We start from the raw sequence: 17,547 nt of genomic DNA on the forward strand, positions 1-17,547 counted from the left end.
TATTTTAAAGTAATTTATGCCTTTGCTATTAAAAGTTAGTTCTTTGACGATTATTTAAAATGAAGTCTCATCCATTCGAATGTTTTTTGGTAGGCTTCATCACGAACGGTTTTTTTTGATAAAAATAGATCGTGCATCCCATTTTCTATTTTAATATTCGTTACATCTCCTTTAATATGATGCGTGTATTTATGAATATGATGATGATTTAGTACAGCATCACCTTCTTTGAATTTTTCAGACCACTGATTTCCATAAACGGATTGGCTACTATGCATTACCAGTAGGGGTACTTTTAAAGTGATTCCTTTTTTTATAATTTTTTGTGCTTTATGTATGGCTCTAATAAAACCAAAATTTACATGTGTGATGTTGTTTGGTTTCCATATAAGTGAATAATTCCATTCTCCAAATTTATCTTTGTGTAAGCTATAGCCATAAAATTTTGATAGCCCACTTGCTATTGGTTTGTTTGGAAAGTACTTACCCAATATAGATAGTACTGGAATTCCTATGTTTCGTTTTAGTAACGATAGATTGAATTCATAAAACGGACTGTTGCAAATAACACCATTAAATAAAGGGCTGTTTTCGTGGTTTTTAGCATAGTTAGTTACAATAAGTCCGCCAGTAGAATGCCCCATTAAAATAGTTTGGTTGTTGTTTTCTGAACGCATTATTTGCAATGCAAGCGTTATTTCTTCATCGTATTCTAATAACGAACGCACATTGTTTAATTTTTGATGACTTAAGTGGGAGCGTCCATATTTTCGTAAATCCAACGCATAGAAATGATAGCCTTCAGCATTAAATTTTTTAGCCATTTCGTCTTGAAAAAAGTAATCGTTAAAGCCATGTATATAAAGCATGGCTTTTTTTGAAGGCATTTCAGAATGACGTCGTATTAAAGTGGAAATAACTGCTCCTTCATAATCGGGAGCATGAACGCGTGTTAACCGATTAAACCCATCACCTAAAACATCAGCAAAATAATCAGTATGGCTTGTATTTGTGCTTTTTTCTGTTTTCATGGCATCTCATTTTCTGTTGTATTCAAAAGTGCTATTTCCTCTTTATTAAACTTTACTATTTTAAATTGAAGCAATAAAACCATCAGTATAAAAGCGACAGCTATTATAAGAAGGAGCATACCAATTTCAGTTTTAACGGAAGAAATACCTCCATCGTAAAAAGCTATTTTTCTAAATCCACTTAAAAATTGGGTTAACGGAATATACTGTGCAAAACTTGTAATAACCGATGGCATTGCAAGCGTAGGCCATGTAAAACCACTAAGGATAAAAGCAGGTGTAGATATTACCATTAAAAATTCGGTGGCTTTTAATTGACTAGGAATAACTATAGAAAACAACATGCCAATACACATGGAAGCTGCTGTTAATAAAGTTACTAGAATAAGCATGGGAACATTGAATATAGCAGCATCTATTTTAAAATAAGGAATTAAATAGCCTACAATAAGCCACATAAACGGAAGCATTAATAAAAAAGGTGTTGCTTTAAGTGCTATATGATATAATGAAGATTTACTTTCTTTTATAAGTTCTTTAAAGTAACCGTCTTCAAAATCTCTAGCGAATACCAAAGCCATTGCTAAAAAAATAACCTGTTGCATGATGGCAGCAAGAAGCCCAGGTAACATAAATGTGACATAATTCCCTGTGGAATTGTAAAGTTTATTGAAGTTTATTTTAAAACTTTCAAACATAGCCAAGGCTTGCGAATCGCTTAGTCCTTGTTTTTTTAAACCTTCAGTTTCTATTCCCGCATTCAGCGTCATTAAAACAGCTTGTATTTGGTTGCTGGCGCTATTGGCATTTACGATGTTAGCCATATTTAAATCGATTTGAATTTCGGGATGTTTCTTCTGAAGAATATCTGCTTCGAAATTAGTAGGCAACGTAACGACCGCAACATATTGTTTTACAGGCATTTCTTTGATGATATTGCCTGCGGTGTAGCGCACATCGGTTATAAGGAGTACTTCATTATCTTCAAAAGCATCGATAATTTTATCGGAGGTAGGACTGTGATCCTGATCGATAATTACAATTGGCAAATCTAAAACCTTTGCCTGTTGGTAAACATAGCCAAATAGAATACCATAGCCAATAGGAGCTCCAAAAAAAATGGCGAGCAAAACAGTATTTGAAAAAATACGTTTAAACTCAAATTTAAGTAGTTTTAAAAATACTTTCATGGTTTTTATTTAATAAGCACTGTGGCGTTCATGTAAAAAGCTCTTTCTGAAACAGTTGCCGTAGGAACTACTTTTAATTCGTAAACAGCTTCTGTTAAATTGTACAGCGGTGCGGTGCTTGTAATATCAGCATAGCGTGCTAACTGTTTAACAGTGCTTATTTTAGCCTTTGTTTCTTGGTTCGTATAAGGATTAATAAGAATGATAGATTTGCCTATTTCAAAATCATATATTTTAGATTCTGGAATTGTAAAGCGAAAATACAAACTGCCTTTTTTATACCCATTAAATAAACTGTAACCGGGTGTAAGCAGTTCGCCTTCTTCAAGGCTAATAGTTTCAATAGTCATAGCGGCGGGAGCGATAACATATTGTTCGTTACTTGCGGAAATTACTTCTTCTTTGGCACCAACAGCTCTGTCTAATTGCCCTTTCGCTTGTACTATTTGTTCTGTTCGCGTGCCTTTTTTAACTTCGTCGCGTTTTGCTTTTAAAGCCGCTACTTGTGCTTTTGCCATTTGGAATTTCATTTTAACCTCATCAAATTGTTGTTGACTAATTAAAGAATCTTGATACATGGCTTGCAACCTCATGTACGATTCTTGTGCAAATTCTAACTGTGCTTCACCCGATTCTAATTGACTATTTATTTGACCAAGTTGTTCGATGGTAGCACCATTAAATGCCATGTTAAGTTGGCCTTGAGCCGAAGTAATGGCGCCTTCGGCTTGTATCATTTTAGCTGTAACTTCCGGAAGGTCGAGCAATGCTAAAGTGTCTCCTCTTTTTACGGTTGCACCTTCTTCAACATAAATTTTGGAAATTCTTCCTGCAAGTTTGCTGCTTACCGAAATAGTTTCAAATTTCACTTTTCCTCTGTAAGGTGTAATAGGTTCACTTTTTTTGCAAGAATTCAATGTGATAAGTGCAAGGGATAGTATAAATATGGTTTTGAATGATTTCATTTTTGTTGATTTTTTTTAGTTGTATTGATTAGAAAGCGTGCCGTTTGCATGAAGTAACTCTGTATAAGCATTACGTTGTTTGAAGAAGGATTCCTGTAACTTAAAATGCGCTTTTTCCACATCGGTTATGGCATCGAGCACATCTGTAATGGAAGCTAAATTGTTTTTGTATTGCTTGCTGACTATATTATAGGTGTCATCAGCAATTTCTATTTCTTTTAAAACTATTTTGATGTTTTGAAGCGAGGCTTCGTAAGTAAGTTTGGCCTTAACAATGCTTAGGGAAATCATGTCTTCGGCTTCTTTTAGTTGTTCGTTGTATTTTTCACTTTCCAAAAGCGATTTTTTACTTTTTAAGCGCGATTCGTTACCATCGAATATATGCCACTTGATGCCTACGCCAACATACCATTGTGGATCTAGTAATGAAAGATCATCTTCCACAAATTCATAATGTCCTTTTAAAGCAATTTTTGGAATGACATGATTTTTTTCCATTTTCGCTTTAAATAAGCTTGCGTTTTTAGCTTCTTCTAAGGCTTTTATTTCATTTCTTTTTTCGGTTTCCGATAACGAATTAAGCTCGAAAGATTCTAACTTAGGCATTAATATGCTTAATTGCTCGCGGCTTTCTCCAGTAAGTTTGTGTAATACTTCAATTAGCAAGGTTTTGTTATGTTCAAATTCTAGTTTTTTACTTGCTAATTGTTGTTGCGCTAATTCAATTTTTTTTCGACTTATAGGTGTTGTTAACCCATTTTCAATAGCTTTTTTTACATAATGCTCTTGTTCGTTTAAATAAGTTTCTGAAGTTGTTAGAACTTTTTTAGAAGCATAAACCAATGCAAGATTATTGTAAGTTTCAATAATTTTTAAAGCAACTTTGTCTTTTTCTGCCATGCCTAAATAGTTTAAAGACACTTCTTTATGTTTACTGGCTTTTATGGCGTTGTTGGCTTCAAATCCGCTAAACAATACCCAATCCACATCAACCGACGATTTTAATATGTTTTTATCCTGTAAATTTTTAATATCAGTTAGTAGCATATTCTCAGGAAATATCGCATTAAAAGGCAACCCTACGGCTTCTTTAACAAGCAATTTTTGGGTTGCTGTAAGTAGGTTTTGTGTATCATTATCAAAAGTAATGTCGTCATTCAATCTTGTGAAACTGCCGTTGAAAGTAAGTTTAGGCAAGAAAACGGATTTGGCTAATTTTTGATCAATTTTTGCCTGTTCAGCATCATCATTATTTATATTGATGCTGTGGCTTTTATTCAATCCTTTTTGGATAAGGTCTTTAAGAACAGGATCCAATTCTTGTGCCGAAGTTTTAAAAGGAAGCAAACCCGTTAAGGGTATCAATAAAGTAAAAAATAGCGATTTATAGCGTTGCATTACAATAGGTTTTAATTACAATGCAAAGTTCTATACTATATGCGATTTCTCTTTTGACCTAAATCAAAAAATAGCTTTCTAAGCTATTTAACTTATTCATTTTTTCTAATTCGGCTTAATGTTTCTTGCGTCATGCCCAAGTAAGAAGCAATATGGCCTAAGGAAACGCGGTAGGCAATATCTGGAAATTCCTTAAGCATATAATCGTATCGTTGTTTTGCCGTTTGAAATTGAATGGCATTTAGTTTGTGAACAACTTTTGCAAGCATTTCAATAGCTAATAACCTAGAAAGCTTTTCCATTTTGTGGTATTTAACTAAAAGTAAATCTAGTTTTTCTTTGGTAATGCTATAAATAATGGCGTTTTCCAAAATTTCTAAATAATAAACGCTTGGGGTTTGGCTAAAAAAACTATCTACACTAACCATAAAATTATCATCTTCAAAAAACCATTGGGTTACTTCTTTGCCGTTTTTTTTAAGATAAAAACTTCTTCCAATGCCTGCTTCTAAAAAATACAATTTATTACAAATTTGACCTTCCTTTATTAATATGCGATTTTTTTGAATGTGTTCTTTTTCAAAATGGTCGAGGATATCGTTTAGCTCGTCGTGCGTAAATGGTACTTGCTTAATTAAGTAATCAGTTATCATAAGGTGTTCTGTGAAACTTTTAAGTTGATTTTTTTAAAAACGGATATAACACTCAAAAGTATGCAATTCTAAGATACTAAAATTTTGAGAATTTTGTTGTTTCATAGAAAATAATGTCTTTATTAGAAGTTAAAATTGATTTACAATAAATTTTATTCGTGCTAATTAGTGGAATTTCTGGCTATACAAAGGAAGTCGGGGTTTAATGTATTTCCATTCTATTTTGATTAAAAATAAGTAATCAGCCCAAATTGTTTTTTGTAATTTCGCCATTGCAAATACACAATTAATATACATTGGGCTATTTCTTCATCCTTCAATTCTTTCAACTTAATATTTTACAATGGGTCGCATTTTGTTTTGCGGCGTTTTTGTTAGGATTGTCCAAATCGGGCATTAAAGGCATTGGCATCATCATAGTGGTGATATTGGCTTTTGTTTTTGGCGAAAAAACCTCAACGGGTATTTTGTTGCCCATGCTTATTTTTGCCGATATTTTTGCAGTGGTTTATTATAACAAACATGTACAATGGCATTTTATTAAAAAACTATTGCCCGCCATGGTTGTTGGCGTTTTGGTGGGTGTTTGGGTAGGCAACGATATTTCCGAAACACTTTTTAAACGTATCATGGCAATCATAATTATTGGTTCGGTAGTTATTATGTTTTATATGGAAAACCGCCGTACTGCAAGCGTACCAACCAATAAAGTGTTTTCAAATGGCACAGGGTTTCTTGCGGGGTTTACCACCATGATAGGTAATTTGGCAGGTCCTGTTTCCGATATTTATTTCTTGGCCATGCGATTGCCAAAAAATGAATTTATAGGAACTGCGGCTTGGTTGTTTTTCATTATAAATGTATTTAAACTGCCATTTCACATCTTTATTTGGAAAACCATAAGTTATGAAACATTGCTTTTAAATTCGGTATTAATACCCGTTGTAACGCTTGCGTTTTTCTTGGGCGCTTATTTGGTAAGGCTTATTTCAAATGTGAATTACAGACGTTTTGTGCTAATAGTGACGGCCCTTGGAGGGGTTATTATGTTGTTTAGATAAATGAAGTTTTTGTAAACCAATACATTTTTTTGCTACCTTTATATTTCTAACCAAAATTAAATTAGATATTTATGACAGAAGAAAACAATTTACAGGACGACCTAAAAGATAAAACAAAAGGGTTTACAGATGAAGCCAACGAAACGGCATCGGATTTTGCACAAAGTGCCAAACAAACTTTTGCCGCTGGCCCCGGCGAAAACAAAAAAGTGCTTGCGGGTATATTGGCCATTTTGCTTGGTGCATTGGGAGTGCATAAATTTATATTGGGCTATAACAAGGAAGGCATTATTTTGCTGTCCATTACCTTAATAGGCATTTTAACCACCTGCTTAGTAATTGGGGTGTTTATTTTATGGATTCCGGGTATTATCGGGCTAATAGAAGGTATTATTTATTTAACAAAGTCGGATGTCGAGTTTTACCAAACGTATCAAGTAGGAAAAAAACCTTGGTTTTAAAAGTTTGAAAGCTAGACATTGTTTCTAGCTTTTTTATGGCACTTGTTGATTGGCATATTGCGATTAAACAGAGATTGGATACCAATATCTGAAAGGTGGTATTTGTCTCGTTTTTTTAGATTCAACCATAAGAAAAAGTAGCCATCAAATAATCGTAAAGAAAAAGCTTACTACCCCTCGTTATTCTCCAAAAACTTACGCTCTAGTTCTGCTTGAAACTCTTCCATTACGGGGCGTACGGTGCTTTCGGGCAAATCGGCAATTCTAATGTACATCAAGCCATCAACCGAGTTATTGAATAAGGGGTCCACATTAAAAGCCACCAAGCGCGCATTTTGTTTTACATATTTTTTAAGGAGCACGGGAAGGCGTAATGCCCCGGGCTCTATTTCGTCGATAATCTTGTCGAATTTATTCAAATCGGCCTCGGTTTCATCAAACAGAAAATCTTTATCGGCATCCTTCAATTTCACCTTAAATTCTTTTTTGGGGTGCACATATTGCGCTATGTAGGGGTCGTAATAATGCGATTTCATAAACTCGATCATCAACGATTTTGAGAAATTTGAAAATTGGTTGCTAATGCTCACGCCGCCAATTAAAAATTTATGTTCGGGGTAACGCAGCGTGGTGTGTACAATGCCTTTCCATAGTAAAAACAGGGGCATGGGTTTTTGTTGGTATTCTTTAATGATGAAAGCACGCCCCATTTCGATGGATTGGCTCATCATTTTATAGAGTTCGGGTTCAAACCGAAACAAATCTTGCAGATAAAAGCCATTGATGCCGTAGCGTTCAAATATTTTTGAGCCCAGGCCCATACGGTACGCTCCTGCGATGAGATTGTTTTCGTTGTCCCATAGAAACATGTGGTGGTAGTAATTATCAAAGGCATCCAAATCAATGGCTTCGTTGGTGCCTTCGCCCACTTCCCGAAAGGTTATTTCGCGCAAACGCCCAATTTCGCGCAAAACATGGGGTATTTTTGAGGCTTGTGCCAAAAAAACTTCATAATTTTTACTTTGCAGCAACCGTGAATCGTCCTTTCGTAAGGCCTCAATTTCTTTGGTCATTAACTCGGTAGCTACGGGCGTTACAATATTTTTGGGTGGTTTTGGCGTTTTTAAGGTAGATTGGATGTTATCCAAAATCTTTGGCTTGTCTTCAAAAGCGTTCGATAGCATGTAGGTTTTTCGGCGTATAAATTCTGAAAACTCATCGAGTGCTGTATATTCCTTTTGGTCTTCCACGGAAATGGGCCTGCCAATGCGCACTTTAATGGTGCGCCGTTTTTGGGTTAAAAGCTCTGAAGGTAATTTGGCGGTTCTAAAGGTGTCGCTAATTTTTGAAAGCTTATAAAACAACCGACTGTTTTTTGCGTGGAAATAAATGGGCACAATAGGAACTTCGGCTTTTTTGATAAGCTTTATGGCGGCTTCTTCCCATGGCCTGTCCACCACCAGTTTGCCATCGCGGTAGGTGGAAACTTCGCCTGCTGGAAAAATACCCAGCGGATGCCCATCCCTTAAATGCAGAATGGCGTTTTTAAAACCGGAAATGCTCGATTTTACATCTTTTCGGTCTTCAAAAGGATTTACGGGCATAATGTACGGTTTTAGGGGCTCAATTCGGTTCAAAAGAAAATTGGCTATTATTTTAAAATCGTCGCGTTGTTCCAGCATCAATTTGAGCAGTAAAATACCATCAATACCACCCAGCGGATGGTTTGAAACCGTAATGTAGGCACCTTCCTTTGGCAAACGTTTTAAGTCTTCTTCAGGAATTTCAAACTTAATTTGAAAATCATCTAAAATAGCATCTAAAAAATGAAGGTTTTTTAGGTGCTTGTTGCGGTTGTATATTTTGTTTAGGGTCGATATTTTAAGCACTTTCATAAGCAACCAACCTATAAACGTGCCTAAAAAGCCGTATTTATCTACTTTTATTGCCTTGGCCACTTCTTTAGCCGAGACTAAGCCGGTATCTTGTTGTTTTGTCATGCCTGTAAATGTACTAAATTGTTTATTTACTTACTACTTGAACAGTTTCTTGTGTTAATTGTTTTAATAACACGGTTTTACCTTCCTCAATTTGGTCTATGGCAGCTTGGTTGTAGTGCCTTACGGTATAAAGCGAAACGTTTTCATGGCAGGTTACCTTAAATTTTGCTTTTAGGTGGTGCACTAACTTTTCGAGATTGTTATAAATATTATCGACACAAACCGAAAAGCTAATGGCCGAATTTTGAATAACGTCCACCTTCATTTTATACAAGTGCAATAAGTTGAAAATAGCGCTGATGTTTTCTTCAACAATGTATGAAAAATCGAGAGAAGATATTGAAATGAGCACTTGGTTTTTTTTAACGATGAAGCAGGGCACCATGGGGTCCAGGGTCAAGTTTTTGCCTATGCGCGTACCGGCGGCTTCGGGGTTTAAAAATGATTTGACATACAACGGGATTTCTTTTCCTTGAAGTGGCTGCAAGGTTTTTGGATGAATAACCGATGCGCCGTAAAATGCCAATTCGATGGCTTCGCGGTAGCTTATTTGGTTTAGTAATTGGGCGTTTTCAAAATAACGGGGGTCGGCATTTAAAATACCGGGCACGTCTTTCCAAATGGTAACACTTTCGGCATTTAGGCAATAAGCATAAATAGCGGCCGTGTAATCGCTTCCTTCCCTTCCCAACGTGGTGGTAAAATTGTTGGGGTCGCTGCCCAAAAAGCCTTGGGTAATATTTAAGATGGATTTATTGAAGTTTGCTGTAATTAAATGTTGTGTCGCTTCCCAATTTACGTTGGCACGACGGTAATAATTATCGGTTTTTATGTGTTCGCGAACATCCAACCAGTGGTTTTTTATTTCAATAAAATTCAAATAATGACTTATTATTACAGTTGAAACGAGTTCGCCATAGCCAATTACCTGATCGTAAACAAAGTTGTAATCGGGCGATTTATTGGTTTTTAAAAAAAGGCTTAACTCATCAAACAAGGTGCTTACTTTTTTGTAAACGGGGTGGGTTTCTTCCTCAAATAAATCGAGCAGAATCTCGTTATGGTATTTTTTTACGTCTTGGATGGCACTTTGCAATTCGGTCTTGTTCTCAAAATAGTTGTTGATAACAAGTTCGAGCGCATTGGTGGTTTTTCCCATGGCCGAAACTACTACAAGTGTGTTTTTATAGCCTACTTTTTGTAAAACCAAGGCCATATTTTTTACAGCTTTGGCATCTTTAACCGAGGCGCCACCAAATTTGAATACTTGCATGTTTTTGGTTATTCAGTTGTTTAGTTTTTGGTTTTTTGGGTTGTTTGTTGGGTAAAGACTTCATTCCTTTTATAGCTCAATAGCTAAATCACTTCTAAACCATTTAATTTAGAAACATAATTTTCAATGCCTTTTTCAGTTAAGTGAACAACGCGCCAATCTTCCATGATGTTGGCCCCTTTTTGTTTATAAAAATCAATGGCCGGTTTGTTCCAATCGAGTACTTCCCAGTTAATGCGTTTTACACCCAATTCATGGCCGTATTTAACAACTTCATCCAAAAGGGCGGTGCCTATGCCTGTGCCCCTGGCGGTTTCGTTAACGATTAAATCTTCTAAGTGCAGTATTTTCCCTTTCCATGTTGAATAGCGGTTAAAACCTAAGGCAATACCCTCAATTTTCGAATTTATTTCGGCAACATAACAAAAAAATGCCGGATGTTCGCCAAAACCGTCCTTTTCTAAATCTTCAAGGGTTACAATAACGGCATCGGGTTCCTTTTCAAAATGTGCCAATTGGTGTATTAACGCCAGCACTTGTGCCATATCTTCTTTTTTTGCCCTTCTAATTGTGAATTCCATACTCGTTTTTAAAATCTTTCAAAGATAGCTTAAAGTTGTTTATTTCAAAACGTATTCTGTACCGAAAACGTTGTAGTTCATCAAAAAATAATAGATATTTGTGCCATAAAAACCATTCCATGTCTCATAAAAACCAAACACTTGGCGAGTTTATCATCGATAATCAAACGGCTTTCAAGTATTCTTCGGGTGAATTGTCGAGTCTTTTAAACTCTATTCGATTGGCAGCCAAAATAGTAAACCACGAAGTTAATAAAGCGGGATTGGTCGATATTATTGGTGCTGCGGGCGATACGAATATCCAGGGTGAAGACCAACAGAAGCTTGATGTTTACGCAAATGAAAAATTTATACAAACACTTACCAAGCGAAATATTGTTTGCGGTATTGCCAGTGAAGAAGAAGATGATTTTATAACTATTAACAGCAACGATGAAAGCCACGGCAATAAATATGTTGTACTTATCGACCCGCTTGATGGTTCCTCAAATATTGATGTAAACGTATCGGTAGGCACCATTTTTTCGATTTACAGACGTGTTACACCTGTAGGAACACCCGTTAAATTGGAAGATTTTCTTCAAAAAGGCAGCAAGCAGGTAGCAGCAGGTTATATTGTTTACGGCACCTCTACCATGTTGGTTTATACCACGGGCGCTGGTGTTAATGGGTTTACGTTAAACCCTGCCATTGGGTCGTTTTACTTATCCCACCCCGATATGCGGTTTCCTGATGATGGCACTATTTATTCGGTAAACGAGGGCAACTATCTTCAATTTCCACAGGGCATCAAAAATTATATAAAATATTGCCAGAAAGAAGAAGGCGACCGACCCTACACCTCTAGGTATATTGGTTCGTTAGTATCTGATTTTCATAGAAATATGATTAAGGGCGGTATCTACATTTATCCGCAAAGTTCCAAAAACCCTAACGGAAAACTACGCTTGCTTTACGAATGTAACCCCATGGCCTTTTTGGCTGAACAAGCTGCCGGAAAGGCAAGCGACGGGTTTACCCGCATTATGGATATTCAACCTACCGAACTGCACCAACGCGTACCGTTTATTTGTGGCAGCAAAAATATGGTTGAAAAAGCCGAGGAATTTATGCGTGATGCACAATAAATGAATTAGAAATAAATGCGAACTGTTAAGTTCGCGTTTATTTTAGTCAATATCTTCAACGTTGTCCTTAATCCAACTAAGGCATTCATTGAACGATTCAAACAAATTTTCCTTCGGAATTAAATCTGGAATAATATCAATACGTTCCATCATTAATTTTGGTTGGTTGAGTAAGCCTACAAACAGTACCGTAATGTTGTCCTTTCTTAAATCTACCAGAACATCTTCCATAGCATACAACCCAGACTGGTCTATATAAGGCATTTTTTCTAAACGAATAACCACGGTAGAGGCTGTTTTAGGGATTTGTTTTGCCAGAACTTGAAAATCGCTGGTAGAACCAAAAAACAACGGGCCTTTAATATGTTTTATAAAAACTTCTTCTTTTAATTTTTCAGGGAAACCAATTTCATCCTTCCAGGCTTCTTCCTTTAAAGGTTTAACATCAGAACTAAGCGCCGTTAAATCGCCAATTTTTTTCATAAACATAAGCGACGCAATAATCAATCCTATTCCTACGGCATAAACCAAATTCCATAAACTGGAGAGCAGTAAAACTACCATCATAATAATAACCTCCGAACTCACTCTAAATGGTCCAATTTTGGCATCTCGTGGTAAACTTGGTATGGCTTTAAGTCCTTTATAATCCATAACACCAATTCCAACTGTTATTAATATTCCAGCTAATACGGCAGCAGGAATTCTTGATGCTACTGGCCCTAATGCCAATAAAATAAATAGTAGTATAATTCCAGCTATCATTCCCGAAAGCTTGGTTTTACCACCCGATTTTATATTAACAACCGTTCTAATAGTTGCTCCTGCTCCTGGTAATCCGCCAAAAATGGCTCCAATACTATTACCAATACCTTGCCCGATAAGTTCTTTATTTGGCTGGTGTTTGGTTTTAGTCATATTATCGGCAACAACACTCGTTAGTAAGGAATCTATCGCCCCCAAAAGTGCTAAGGTTAGTGACGTAAATATATAGGGGGATAAAGCAGCGAAACTAAAGCCGGTTATAATTTCTAGGTTGGGTATCGGTAACCCAGAAGGTATTTCTTCAATAGGCCTGTAGTCTAAACCAAAACCAACGGCAACTCCAGAAACAATTAATAAGGCCACCAGCGTACTTGGTATAGCGGTAGTGATGCGTTTAAACCCATAGATTATGAAAATGGTTGCAAGTGCCAAAATTAATTCCAACCAACTTATTTGTTGAAGGGCTTGCGGTAATACTTTTAAAGTTCCTAAAACTCCTGATGCATTATTTGAAGCAAGTGTTTTAGACTCTTTAAGGATGTCTTCTTGGGTTATTTTACTTGCTCTGTCAACCGTTTCGGTAAAATCTTCTAACACTAAAATATCTTCTCCAGCTTCTTCTTTTAAAATGTTTTTTAGTATAATGGCTTCGGCCTCAGGTTTAAAAGTTTCAACATAAGCTTTGTCTTCTTTAGGATAATAACCAATAGCAGGAAGTATTTGTGTTATTAAAATAATGACACCAATGGCGGTCATGAAACCAGAAACCACGGGGTAGGGTATGTACTTAATATATTTTCCAAAACCAACAAGTCCCAAACCAATTTGTAGTAAACCACCAAGTAAAAAAACAGTTAAAATAATTGGCAGTGCTTTATTTAAATCGCCGTCGTTTGCAGCCAGTATACCAGCTATTACCACCATACTTACAGCCGTCATTGGGGCCGTTGGGCCAGAGATTTGAGTGTTGGTTCCGCCAAATAACGCTGCAAAAAAGCTTAAAAATATGGCGCCATATAATCCGGCACTTGGTCCTAATCCAGAAGAAACTCCAAATGCAAGAGCTAATGGTAATGCTACAATTCCGGCGGTAATGCCACCAAATGCATCTCCTTTAATATTTGTAAATAAGTGCTTCATACAGTTTGATATTAGTTATTAAAACTCTCTAATTTAGTTATTTTAAGTCAGATACAAATCCAACACAAAAAAGGATTGGTTTCTTAATTGTAGTAGGCTATTAACTAAAAGTTTATAAATGTTATGATGTTAAATTGATCTCTGCCAGAAGTTTCAAAAAATTGGTTCATGTAACCAGCTTCTAGTTTTATGCTTTTGTTTAATAGATAACCAATGCCACCATAGAGTCTATTTCTATCAAAAATCGCGGTTTTTGTATTTAAAAATATTTCATTGTAAGCTGAAAAATAATAGTTGCTACTTTTGGAAATGGGAACATTTAAGCCCAAAAAATACCGAAAGCGCATTTTAAAATCGTCTTCCACAAAACGTTGTTCAAACCGATAGCGATGGTTTAGTTTTACGCTTCCTATAAATTGAGACGCCGTAAATTGCTGAAATATTCTATGCTCGTTAACACTTATCTTATCATCGGTTTCATCTATATAATTTTTAGATAAAATATAGCCATAACCCAGTAAAACATTGTTTTTTCCTTCGTTAAAAGTATAGCCTAAGCCAGTTCTTAAAAGCAATTGTTCTAAATCTCCAATGGCGTTATAATTTCTATATTGAACTTCGTTATGTAGATTCCATTTGGAGTTTATTTGTTTATTTCCAATATAAATTAACCAGTTGCCAAAATCACTTTTTTGACTAAAAGCAATAAAAGGTAGTGTTACTAATGCAAGTAACACTACGTTTTTAATGGTATTTTTTGTTTTGGTTAATTTCAAAACCTAGTGTTCAAAAAAATTAACTTCACCTGTATTGATGTCGTACATGGCCCCTACAATCAAGATCTCGCCATTTTTTTCCATCTCTGTAAGGATAGGACTTTCAGCGTGAATGCGGTCGATAGTTAACAGTACGTTTTTTTCTGCTACGTTATCTACAAAGTCCAGATTTTTGGAGTTTCTTAAACTGGCATCTTTAGGTTCTGTAACAGCGTTTACGGCCGGCGTTATTTTTTCAATAAGTTTTGTTAAATTACCCATTTTAGCACCGTCGCAAGCGCCTTTTACCGCTCCGCAACTGGTATGGCCTAAAACAACAATAAGTTTTGTGCCAGCCAGTTTGCAGGCAAACTCCATACTGCCTAATATATCTTCGTTAACAAAGTTTCCAGCGATGCGTACACTAAAAATATCACCCAAGCCTTGATCGAAAACCAATTCTGCCGATACTCTGGAATCTATACAGCTTAATATGGTAGCAAATGGAAATTGGCCATCGCTGGTATCATTAACCTGTTCTAATAAATTACGGTTTGCTTTTAAATTATTTTGAAATCTTTGATTTCCTTCTTTTAAAAATTGTAACGACTTTTGCGGCGTCATAGTAGCCTGTGTTTCTCTTGTGTGTGCTTTCATAATATTTTTACTTTTAAAATTTAATTAATTTTTTTATAAATCTGTAATGAGGTTATCGTATTATTTGATGCTGCGTTCCTGTTAATAAAACAGAGACATTAAGTTTATTTACCAAATCTTTAATACTAGAATTTAAAGGTTCTGTTTTTCTTGTTTGCTGTTTATCTCTATTTAAACATAACAAATTAACACGACTTTTTACCAGGTATTTAGAGATGTTATTTAAGGCATTATCGTTTGATTCAAACACATATTCTAAAGTATCTATTTCTGACAAACTACTTTTTGTTTCTTTTAAATCGGTTGAATTTTTAATTATTTTGAACGATTTAAGTGGTTTTTGAGCGTTTACGATTAAATTTTCGGCAAAATCTACGTTAAAAGCATTTTTAACGTTATTTAAAACGCCTAATGATAATGCGTCATTCGGTTCTAAGGCATTTTTGCTATCAGCTATCATTATAACTCCTTCAAATGTTTTTAAAATTACATCGGTAACACGATCTCCAATGATATTTAAGGTTTTGGATTTTCTTTTTCCTAAAACAATAATATCTGGTTTGTGCTCTTTAATGTACAATAGAATTTCATCTTTTACATTTCCGAATGAAAAAGAAGACTGAATGTTCAAGCCATATTCATTCGAAATAGGTTCGATAATGTCCTGTATTTGCTTTTCTGTTTTATGATACTCTTTGTTGATGGTTCTCATTGCTGAAAGTTGATTTTCTTTTGCTACGATGTCGGTAGGTTTTCGAACATAAAACATTTGAATATCACCATTGATCATTTTTGCCAAACTAACGGCACTTTTTAAAACCGTGCTCGTTGATTTTTTCATATCAGAAAGCACTAAAATTTTATATTTATTTTTTTTCATGATATTTAATTTTAACTTAAGCTTAATTCTGATTTTGGTCTTTCATTAAAGAATCTTATAAAACTTGCCGGATTTTCAATAATGCCTCGTTTTGAAACTAGCTTGATATCGATGTTTCTTTCGTTTGCTTTATATAGAAAATCTTCTAAGATTTCGATAACATCGTTGTCTAAATACCTGGTTTTTATCAGATTGATTTCTAAATAAGTATCTCGTGGTAAACTATCCAATTCTTTAAGAATGGCTCCTTTATTAAAAAAGGTAACTTCTTCAGCAAGGGTCATTTTTATTTTATGCTTCCCATTACTTTTATCTTCAATATGAAGAAAGTGAGAGTTTTGGTAGCTTTTTAATAAAATAACGACTATGCCTACCAAAAGCCCTAAACTGATGCCTACTAATAAATCTGTAAAGATGATACCAGCTACGGTTGCGAAAAATGGGACCCACTGTTTCCAGCCTAAATTGTACATTTTTTTGAATAAAGACGGTTTAGCTAGCTTATACCCTACCACCAACAAAATAGCCGCTAATACCGATAATGGAATCATGTTAAGCAAACGTGGAATTAATATCACAGAAACCAATAAGAGGAAGCCATGAACGATAGTTGATAATTTGCTTTTCCCTCCAGATTGTACATTTGCAGAACTTCTTACTATTACTTGTGTTATTGGTAAACCGCCAATTAAGCCAGAAACGATGTTTCCGGCACCTTGTGCAAATAGCTCTCTATTGGTAGGAGTAACGTTTTTTTCTGGATCCAGTTTATCTGAGGCCTCCACGCACAATAAAGTTTCTAAACTTGCCACTAACGCGAGGGTAAAAGCAACAACCCAAACCTCAGTATTGGTAATGGCAGCAAAATTTGGAAAACTGAATTGATTAAAAAAGGTGGTCGCGTCTTCAGGAATCGGTACACTCACCAAGTGTTTTGGTAAAATAGACAAACCAGTATTGCCATTTGTTACAAATACATAAATAATTCCTATTACAACAGCTACTAAAGGGCCTTGTATTACTTGAAAAATTTTCGCTTTTTTAGAAAGCACTACATCCCAAAACAGAATGATAGTTAATCCAATAGTGCCAATTAATAGTGGTCCTAAAGTAATGTTGTTAGTAATGTTTAATATGGCACTAAAAGTGTTTTCACCTGATGCTGCCATAAAGCTATCCGCTCCCGTTGGTTCGGCATCATAGCCAAAAAAATGTGGAATTTGTTTTAAAATAATGATGATTCCAATACCGGTAAGCATGCCTTTAATAACCGACGATGGAAAATAATAACCAATAACTCCAGCCTTAAGTATTCCAAATATAATTTGAATGATACCAGCTATTACTACCGCTACTAGAAAATTTTGATAACCGCCTAAAGCGCCAATGGCGGTTAGTACAATGGCGGCTAAACCTGCTGCTGGCCCGCTTACGCCCACTTTAGAGCCACTTAATCCTCCAACAACAATTCCTCCAACAATTCCAGCTATTACTCCTGAAAACAGTGGTGCTCCACTGGCAAGAGCGATTCCTAAACATAATGGCAAGGCAACAAAAAATACTACGATACTTGCAGGCAAGTCGTTTTTAATAGTTTTAAACATATTATA

Annotated in this window: 16 protein-coding genes; 3 read left to right on the top strand and 13 right to left on the bottom strand. The window is 35.5% G+C overall.

Annotation, left to right across the window (positions count from 1 at the left end; translation table 11 throughout):
• Positions 1 to 50: 50 nt before the first annotated feature.
• The 5 genes from GQO80_RS03220 to GQO80_RS03240 form a co-directional block, all read right to left on the bottom strand.
• Positions 51 to 1,031: an alpha/beta hydrolase gene (locus tag GQO80_RS03220; protein WP_157206895.1), complete on the bottom strand. Its 981-nt coding sequence runs from the start codon at positions 1,029 to 1,031 to the stop codon at positions 51 to 53.
• Positions 1,028 to 2,221 carry an ABC transporter permease gene (locus GQO80_RS03225; RefSeq protein WP_157206896.1) on the bottom strand — a complete coding sequence of 398 codons (1,194 nt, stop codon included), beginning with the start codon at positions 2,219 to 2,221 and terminating at the stop codon, positions 1,028 to 1,030. Before GQO80_RS03225 ends, GQO80_RS03220 begins: the two co-directional genes overlap by 4 nt.
• Positions 2,222 to 2,226: 5 nt before the next feature.
• A complete protein-coding gene (locus GQO80_RS03230) occupies positions 2,227 to 3,186 on the bottom strand; it encodes an HlyD family secretion protein (protein WP_157206897.1) in 960 nt (319 codons plus the stop codon).
• 15 nt (positions 3,187 to 3,201) lie between these two features.
• Positions 3,202 to 4,584: a TolC family protein gene (locus tag GQO80_RS03235; RefSeq protein ID WP_157206898.1), complete on the bottom strand. Its 1,383-nt coding sequence runs from the start codon at positions 4,582 to 4,584 to the stop codon at positions 3,202 to 3,204.
• Between the two features lie 92 nt (positions 4,585 to 4,676).
• Positions 4,677 to 5,237, bottom strand: a complete 561-nt coding sequence (locus tag GQO80_RS03240) for a Crp/Fnr family transcriptional regulator (protein WP_157206899.1) — start codon at positions 5,235 to 5,237, stop codon at positions 4,677 to 4,679.
• 296 nt (positions 5,238 to 5,533) lie between these two features.
• Between GQO80_RS03240 and GQO80_RS03245 the strand changes: the two genes are divergently transcribed.
• Positions 5,534 to 6,298: a sulfite exporter TauE/SafE family protein gene (locus GQO80_RS03245; protein ID WP_157206900.1), complete on the top strand. Its 765-nt coding sequence runs from the start codon at positions 5,534 to 5,536 to the stop codon at positions 6,296 to 6,298.
• A gap of 71 nt (positions 6,299 to 6,369) precedes the next feature.
• Complete coding sequence (locus GQO80_RS03250) at positions 6,370 to 6,759, top strand: TM2 domain-containing protein (protein ID WP_157206901.1); 390 nt, start codon at positions 6,370 to 6,372, stop codon at positions 6,757 to 6,759.
• A 170-nt stretch (positions 6,760 to 6,929) separates the two neighbouring features.
• Here GQO80_RS03250 and GQO80_RS03255 read toward each other — a convergent pair whose 3' ends face one another.
• The 3 genes from GQO80_RS03255 to GQO80_RS03265 all read right to left on the bottom strand — a co-directional run bounded on the left by GQO80_RS03255 (position 6,930) and on the right by GQO80_RS03265 (position 10,613).
• Positions 6,930 to 8,759, bottom strand: a complete 1,830-nt coding sequence (locus GQO80_RS03255) for a GNAT family N-acyltransferase (protein ID WP_157206902.1) — start codon at positions 8,757 to 8,759, stop codon at positions 6,930 to 6,932.
• Positions 8,760 to 8,781: 22 nt separating this feature from the next.
• Positions 8,782 to 10,032: an aspartate kinase gene (locus GQO80_RS03260; RefSeq protein WP_157206903.1), complete on the bottom strand. Its 1,251-nt coding sequence runs from the start codon at positions 10,030 to 10,032 to the stop codon at positions 8,782 to 8,784.
• Positions 10,033 to 10,115: 83 nt separating this feature from the next.
• Positions 10,116 to 10,613: a GNAT family N-acetyltransferase gene (locus tag GQO80_RS03265; protein WP_157206904.1), complete on the bottom strand. Its 498-nt coding sequence runs from the start codon at positions 10,611 to 10,613 to the stop codon at positions 10,116 to 10,118.
• 119 nt (positions 10,614 to 10,732) lie between these two features.
• Between GQO80_RS03265 and fbp the strand changes: the two genes are divergently transcribed.
• Positions 10,733 to 11,740: a class 1 fructose-bisphosphatase gene (fbp, locus tag GQO80_RS03270; protein ID WP_157206905.1), complete on the top strand. Its 1,008-nt coding sequence runs from the start codon at positions 10,733 to 10,735 to the stop codon at positions 11,738 to 11,740.
• Positions 11,741 to 11,782: 42 nt separating this feature from the next.
• Here the strand turns inward: fbp and GQO80_RS03275 are convergent, their stop codons facing one another.
• The 5 genes from GQO80_RS03275 to GQO80_RS03295 all read right to left on the bottom strand — a co-directional run bounded on the left by GQO80_RS03275 (position 11,783) and on the right by GQO80_RS03295 (position 17,541).
• The gene (locus tag GQO80_RS03275; protein WP_157206906.1) at positions 11,783 to 13,645 is read right to left on the bottom strand and encodes a SulP family inorganic anion transporter; all 1,863 of its coding nucleotides are present in this window, start codon (positions 13,643 to 13,645) and stop codon (positions 11,783 to 11,785) included.
• A gap of 104 nt (positions 13,646 to 13,749) precedes the next feature.
• Positions 13,750 to 14,421 (bottom strand): DUF2490 domain-containing protein, encoded by a 672-nt coding sequence (locus GQO80_RS03280; protein WP_232333105.1) that lies wholly within the window; start codon positions 14,419 to 14,421, stop codon positions 13,750 to 13,752.
• A 3-nt stretch (positions 14,422 to 14,424) separates the two neighbouring features.
• Entirely contained in the window at positions 14,425 to 15,057 is a 633-nt protein-coding gene (locus tag GQO80_RS03285) for a carbonic anhydrase family protein (protein WP_157206907.1), read from the bottom strand.
• Positions 15,058 to 15,109: 52 nt separating this feature from the next.
• Positions 15,110 to 15,937, bottom strand: coding sequence for a universal stress protein (locus tag GQO80_RS03290; protein ID WP_157206908.1), 828 nt, complete (start codon positions 15,935 to 15,937; stop codon positions 15,110 to 15,112).
• Between the two features lie 11 nt (positions 15,938 to 15,948).
• A complete protein-coding gene (locus GQO80_RS03295) occupies positions 15,949 to 17,541 on the bottom strand; it encodes a SulP family inorganic anion transporter (RefSeq protein WP_157206909.1) in 1,593 nt (530 codons plus the stop codon).
• Between the last annotated feature and the right edge of the window lie 6 nt (positions 17,542 to 17,547).

Origin of the sequence: Mariniflexile maritimum (assembly GCF_009746565.1) — a bacterium.
In the GTDB taxonomy this organism is placed as follows: Bacteria; Bacteroidota; Bacteroidia; order Flavobacteriales; family Flavobacteriaceae; genus Mariniflexile; species Mariniflexile maritimum.